This is a genomic window from Bradyrhizobium sp. AT1 (assembly GCF_001590795.1).
Taxonomy (GTDB): Bacteria; Pseudomonadota; Alphaproteobacteria; order Rhizobiales; family Xanthobacteraceae; genus Bradyrhizobium.
This window is the reverse complement of record NZ_JXDL01000001.1, coordinates 3304294-3310475: the sequence shown is the minus strand read 5'-3', so window position 1 is coordinate 3310475 and position 6182 is coordinate 3304294. Positions and strand designations below refer to the sequence as shown.

Below are 6182 nucleotides of genomic sequence, written 5' to 3'. Positions count from 1 at the left end.
GGGAAGGTGGCGCGAAGCGCCGGATGAGGGGTATCTATCGGCACGGTGTGCGCGGAGAGATACCCCTCACCCCAGCAAGCCTGTGTCTGCCAGTTGAGTTGCCCTCTCCCGCAAGGGGCGAGGGCGCATTCACGCGCATCCCGCCCGCTGCGACAGCGTTACAAATCCCGCTCCCAGGTCTCTCCAATCAAGTCCTGCCCGAAGCTGTGATGCGGCTCCGTCGCCACCAACTCGAAGCCTGCGCTCTTGTAGATGCCGCGCGCGGCCACCAAAATACTCTGCGTCCACAGTGTCATCTTCTTATAGCCGCGCTCGCGCGCGCCCTGGATGCACTGCTCGACCAGCGCGCGACCAACGCCGAGGCCGCGTGCTTTCTTCTCCACCTGCAACAGGCGCAGCTTGGTGATCTCGTCGGTGGCCTTGACCAGGAAGACCGAGCCGACCGGCTCGCCGCCCACTTCCGCGATCCAGCAGTGCTCCCGCGCGGCGTCGTAGTTCCTGATGAACTGCGCGCAGATCTCGGCGACCAGTGCCTCGTAGCTGACATCCCAGCCGTAGTCCGCGGCGTAGGCGGCGCCCTGTCGGGAGATGACCCAGCCCATGTCGCCGACCCGATGGCTGCGCAGCATGAAGGCCGCGGGCTGGACGCGAGATGGCTCCAGCACGGCCTCGATGGTCGCCATGGCCTGCGTGAGCCGCGTCCTATCGTCAGCTGACAGCAGAGCCAGCATCGCGGCGACCTCGTTTTGCGAGCTCAGGTTCAGCTTGGCGTAGGTCTGGCGGCCCTTGGCGGTGAGGCTCAGCTGGTATTGCCTGCGATCCGCGGGCAGGGGCTTTCGCGTGATCAGCCCCTTTTCGTCGAAGTTCTGGACGATGCGGCTGAGATAGCCGGGGTCGAGACCAAGCTCGATTCCGATCTCCTTTGCCGCCAGCTCGTCGCGATGCGCGAGCTCATAGAGCACCCGGGCCTCGCTGAGCGAAAACGGGCTCTTGCCGAGGTGCTGGTCGAGCACACCGAGCTTGCGGGTATAGAAGCGGTTGAAGGCGCGGACCGCTGCGATTTGATGGTCGGCGACCGGTTCGGCTGCCGGGCTTGACGGCGAAGATCTGGACGGCATGGGACACCTCGATATTTGCCATTGTCAATTAATTATTTGACATTGGCAAGTATCAGGTCTCAGCCGGTCATGACGATCCGGCTGCGCAGCATGGTCCGGGACGAGCGGCCGAGCCGCCGGAGCAGCCGCGCCTCCGCACGGCGGGCCTGCGGCGGGTAGCCGCCGATCCGGTCGTAATGCTCTCGCGCGATCAGCAGTCCCTGATCGCCGCGCGGGCCGATCAGCCTGCGCGCCACGGCGCGGAGGATGTCGCGCAATCGGGTATCGGCGTAAGGCGAGGGCGCATATCGGAACACCGCGGCGCGGTCCCGCCCGCTGGTCGCGACGATCTGGATGAACTGGGTGGTTTCCTCGATCCAGCCGGTTTCCAGCACCGCGCCCGCAGGCAGGAACATCAGCCACGGCGAGCGGGCCTGGAGTGCGCCGGCCGCGAGTGCGGCGCCCTGCGAGGATCCCTCGAAACCGATGAAACGGCAGCCTGCGACGTCGGCAACGCGCTCGATGACGCCGTTGCGGGTGCCGTCGACCAGGAGCACCTCGCGGATGAGTCCGGCGGCGGCGCCGGGGACCAGCGCGGCCAGGGTGGCCACCGCCGTCCGCTCGACGCCTTCGGTCGGAATGATGACGCTCAACATGATTGAGGCTTCAATGTCTGCACTTCGGGAGAAGCGTAGCTCGTTATGATGTTGTCATAAACACGTGGCGTTGCCGAGCGCAACTTTCTCGCGGCGCTTCGGCGTGCGATGGTAAACTGCAGCAGCTCTCGCAGCCAAATGTGTCGTAGGCAGGCTGGCAATGTTGCCAAATGTTTCGGCACACGCGCATCCCGAAGCTGTTAACGCGTGGTCTCATGGGCGGGTTTGCGCGGAACGCGGGCGGTTGGCTCCTGCAAGGAGGATACGCTCTGCAAGAAAGGTTCGTACGGGAAATGTGTGACTTTGGTGCCGGCGGAGACCTCATATGAACGCCGATCAACTCGCCGTCGGTGCGGCGTCAGCGTCGCCGAAGCAGGCGACGCCGCCGACCTTGCGGATCCGCGCGCTGATGCTGGGTGATCGCATCAATGCCTCGGGTCTGGAGATCGGCACGTTGATCTCGTCCACCCCGGCCGCCTTCCGCGTCCATGCCGGGCTCGTCGTGATCTTCCGCTATGGGGTCGTCGTGTTGATCGGCCTGCTTCCTTCGGAGGAGAAGGTCCTCATCGACAACCTGAAATCACGCGTCACCGGAGAGCTCAGCCCCTATGAAGAGGAGATCGCGCAAGCGCAGCTCTGCAACGACGAGGCCGCCGAGGCGATCCAGCCGGGCGGGCCGATCTGCCTCGCCAAATTCTCCGACGACCGGCTGCTGCTGGTTGCGGATGCGCTCGCCAAGAGCACGTCGCTGGCGCGCGACGAGCGCCGCGTCGCCGCGGTCTTCGATGTGATCGAGCCCTTTGCGCGGGAACTCGCCGAACACGGCCGCACGCCGCGCCGGCGCAGGGGCATCCTGCAACTGATCGGCAACGCATTGCTGGTGCAGCAGCGCGTCGCCGGCCGTGTCGCGATCGCCGAGAAGCCCGACGTGCTCTGGGAGAAGCCCGAGCTCGACCGGCTCTATTCCCGTCTCGAGGACGAATACGAGCTGAAGGAGCGCCTCGACACGCTCGAGCGCAAGCTCACCGCGGTGTCGGAGACCGCCAACGCGCTCACCGACATCATCGATACCCAGCGCTCGCTCCGTCTCGAGATCGCGGTGGTGGTGTTGATCGTGATCGAGGTCGCGATCGGGTGTTTCCAGATCCTGTCGGGGACTCACTGAGCCGCCGCGGCCCGTGGGTGGTCCTGTCGGCTCGCCTCCGACCGCCACGCGGCGATCTCGGCGAGCTCGGCCTCGGGACGCGTCTCGACCGTCTCGCAGCGCCCGAGATAGAGTTCTCCGGCATCGCCTTCGATCGTGACCCATTCGCCCTCACTGAGCACGGCATCGGCAAGATGCGCCCGTCTTCCCGCCGGATCGATCTCCAGTTGCTTGCAGCCGACGACGCAGGGCTTGCCCATCTGCCGCGCCACCAGCGCCGCATGCGAAGTGCGCGCGCCGACCGAGGTGACGATGCCGGCCGCGAGCGCAAAGCCCGCGACGTCGGCGGTGCTGGTATCGGGGCGCAGCAGGATCACCGGCTCGCCCGACGCCGCGAGGCGCTGTGCGCTTTCTGACGAGAAGGCCGCGCGTCCGATCCCGATGCCGCCGGAGGCGCCGATGCCGCTGGCTGCTGGCCGGCCCGGAGCCACCAGCCTGGTCTCGGCGAGCGATGCGAGGTCGATCTCCGCAATCCGCGCCAGCGCCTCGTCCCGCGAGATCATGCCTTCGTGCACCAGATCGATCGCGATCCGGGCCGCGGCGCGCGGCGTACGCTTGGCGGTGCGGGTCTGGAGGATCCAGAGCCGGCCGTCCTCGACCGTGAATTCGACGTCCTGAACGTCCGCGAACTCGCTTTCGAGCCGCTTCAGGACCGCACCGAGCTCGGCCTCGATGGTCGGCAGCTCGCGCGCGATGGCCTCGGCGGTATCCGGCGCGCGGCGCCCGGCAACGACGTCTTCGCCCTGCGCATCGAGCACGAGATCGATCATCGGGCGGGGAGCGCCCGTCGAGGGATCGCGCGAGAAGGCGACGCCGGCGCCCGAGGCCAGCCCGCCGTTGCCGAATACCATGGTCTGCACGGTCACGGCGGTGCCTTCGAGCTCTTCGAGATGCTGGAGGCTGCGATAGGTCTGTGCACGTTCGCTGGTCCAGGAGCGATAGACCGCCTGGGCCGCGGCTTCGAGCTGGGCATGGGCGTCCTCGAGCCAACCACCGGCGCGATCCTCGACCAGCGCCTGCTCGCCGGCGGCGAGCCGCTCGAGCGCTTCGCTGTCGAGCTCGCGGTCGCTGCCGGCGCCTTCAGCTCCGACAAGTTCCGAGATACGCGCGGTCAATAGAGCCGGATCGAGCTCCAGCACGGTTTCGCCGAAGCTCTCCAGGAAGCGGCGGCGGCAGTCCCAAGCGAGCCGGGGTCGGCCGGTCGCGCGGATCAGGCCGTGCACCGCATCGGACGTGCAGCCGACGTTGAGAACGGTGTCGAGCATGCCCGGCATCGATCGCGCGGCGCCGGACCGCACCGACACCAGCAGCGGCTGCCTGCGGTCGCCGAAGCGCCTTCCGGTCGCGCTCTCCAGGAACGCGATTCCCTCCTTCAAGCCATCGCGCAGATGCTGCGCGGCGTGGGCATGGCCGGCGATGATGTCGGCGCAGAGCTTGACCGGCAGCACGAAAGCGGGCGGCACCGGAAGGCCCAGCGCCGCCATGCGGGCGAGGTTGGCGGCCTTGGCGCCGATCTCGTCGGCCGGTCGCACTTCGGTGGATCCGGCGCCGATACGCACGATATGCATGGTGGTCCCCTCAGGCTGCGAGATCGATCATGATGTGACGGCGGAGCAGATGGCCGAACGCCGCCAGGCGGTCGGTCGCGCGTTCGATGGCGCGGGCAAGCTCGATCACCGACAGCGATGTCGCGACGTCGAAGCCGCTGCGGAAAACGAGCGCAGTCGTCGCACGCTCGCACGCGTCGCCGGCGTGCTCGGCGTCGATCAGGCGGCTGACGGCGGAGAGCGCGTCCTCGGAATCGGCCCGCCGTCCCTCCGGCACGTCGATCGCCGCGGCGACGCCGCTGGCCGCCACTTCGGTCGCGGTCGCCGCCACCGTGCAAAGTTCTGCCAGCGACGCCAGCAGAGCGGGATCGGTCCGTTCGGGCATCAGCGAGGCGATGAATGCGGCCTGCTCCAGCTCGTCGACGGCCTCCTCGGCACGGTCGATCAACTGGCCGATCAGCGGACGGGCATTGAGGCGGTCGACCTCGTTGCGGCCCTCGAGCGCGATGCGATCGGCCTTCTGCTCGATCGCGCCGCAGCGTTGCACCAGCAGCTTGCCATCGGCGGGCTGGCCGGCCCGCAGCGCGGCGACATGGCGCGTGATCGCGGCGACGAGATCGTGGGCGAGGCCGATCTGGCGCAGCACGGCGGCAAGCAGGGCGCCGTCGACGCGATCCAGATGCCGCATCAGGTCGGCTTCGATCTGGTCGCGCACCGTTCTCACCGAGCGGCCGGCGAGCAGCGCTTCGGTGGAGGCACGGAGCGAAGCCTTGAGGAAGTCGATCGCGGCGCCGCGGCCCAGCGCCTGATCGAGCCGCTCGCCGAAGCCGATCCGCGAGGGAGCGGCGTTCCTGACCGCAGACCCCAGCAGATCGTTGCCGCCGAGCTCGAGGAAGCCGCGATGGCCGATCTGTTGACGTGCCGCCCATTCCAGGATGCGGGCCGCATCGTCCTTGGCGACCCAGGTCCTGAGCAGTTTGCGCGCCTTGTTCCAGTCGATCAGAAAGACCAGTGCGGCACCGAGCGCCGCGAGGAATTCGTTGCGATCGGCGGCGTGGTCCGCCTGATATTGTCCGGTGACGAGATAGAAGGAATTGTCTTCGCCGAGGCCAGCTGCGGTGTGTCGGTCAAGCCCGCTCCATGTCGCGTCGAACTTGTCGAACAGTGACATGAAGAATTTCGCCCGCGCCAGATGCACGTCGGTGTAGGTGACGGTGACCGCATTCTTCCTGATCGCGACCACCACGACGTGTGCGTCCGTGGTGCCGATGTCGTTCTGGATCAGGAGGCGGCCGCCGGCCCGTGTGGCCATGGTGTCGAGGCCGGGATGATTGAACTTGAGACCTCGCGTTGCGTTCAGCCCCTTCATGAAGGCAGCGACGGCCGGCCGGTCCTCGCTGTGCAGACCGAAGACATGGGCGCCGTCGAGCACTTCTTCCGAGCAGCTTGCGGCAAGCCTGTTGAGCTGCTTGTGCAGGTCCATGACGAGACGGTGCAGGCTGTCGCCGGCGGTGTCGGCGACGCCGGTCAGACGCGCGATGCGAGACATCTCGATCTCGCAGGTGGCCTCGAGCAGGCCGGCGGCGCGGATCGCGTCGAGCCGCGCCCGCGCCTTCTCGCCTTCGCCGGCCGCGCCGGCACCGACGGCGCGGATCATGGTCGCCGCGTCGTCCTGAAT

5 protein-coding genes are annotated in these 6182 nt (G+C 67.6%); 1 reads left to right on the top strand and 4 read right to left on the bottom strand.

The window, feature by feature from the left end:
* Positions 1-158: 158 nt before the first annotated feature.
* Both SE92_RS15570 and SE92_RS15565 read right to left on the bottom strand, forming a co-directional pair.
* Positions 159-1118, bottom strand: a complete 960-nt coding sequence (locus SE92_RS15570) for a bifunctional helix-turn-helix transcriptional regulator/GNAT family N-acetyltransferase (protein ID WP_063196557.1) — start codon at positions 1116-1118, stop codon at positions 159-161.
* Positions 1119-1177: 59 nt separating this feature from the next.
* The gene (locus SE92_RS15565) at positions 1178-1753 is read right to left on the bottom strand and encodes a glycosyltransferase family protein (protein ID WP_063196556.1); all 576 of its coding nucleotides are present in this window, start codon (positions 1751-1753) and stop codon (positions 1178-1180) included.
* A gap of 325 nt (positions 1754-2078) precedes the next feature.
* Here SE92_RS15565 and SE92_RS15560 point away from each other — a divergent pair, with 325 nt between their 5' ends.
* Positions 2079-2918 carry an RMD1 family protein gene (locus tag SE92_RS15560; protein ID WP_063196555.1) on the top strand — a complete coding sequence of 280 codons (840 nt, stop codon included), beginning with the start codon at positions 2079-2081 and terminating at the stop codon, positions 2916-2918.
* Here the strand turns inward: SE92_RS15560 and SE92_RS15555 are convergent.
* The gene (locus SE92_RS15555) at positions 2912-4525 is read right to left on the bottom strand and encodes a PEP/pyruvate-binding domain-containing protein (protein ID WP_063196554.1); all 1614 of its coding nucleotides are present in this window, start codon (positions 4523-4525) and stop codon (positions 2912-2914) included. The genes SE92_RS15560 and SE92_RS15555 overlap by 7 nt on opposite strands.
* A 10-nt stretch (positions 4526-4535) precedes the next feature.
* The coding region (locus tag SE92_RS15550; RefSeq protein ID WP_063196553.1) for a hypothetical protein at positions 4536-6182 on the bottom strand (1647 nt) is incomplete at its 5' end.

What these genes read in the sequence shown, in the direction of transcription:
- SE92_RS15570 (WP_063196557.1), bottom strand. Translation starts at nt 1,118, where the DNA reads ATGCCGTCCAGATCTTCGCCGTCAAGCCCGGCAGCCGAACCGGTCGCC.
- SE92_RS15565 (WP_063196556.1), bottom strand. Translation starts at nt 1,753, where the DNA reads ATGTTGAGCGTCATCATTCCGACCGAAGGCGTCGAGCGGACGGCGGTG.
- SE92_RS15560 (WP_063196555.1), top strand. Translation starts at nt 2,079, where the DNA reads ATGAACGCCGATCAACTCGCCGTCGGTGCGGCGTCAGCGTCGCCGAAG.
- SE92_RS15555 (WP_063196554.1), bottom strand. Translation starts at nt 4,525, where the DNA reads ATGCATATCGTGCGTATCGGCGCCGGATCCACCGAAGTGCGACCGGCC.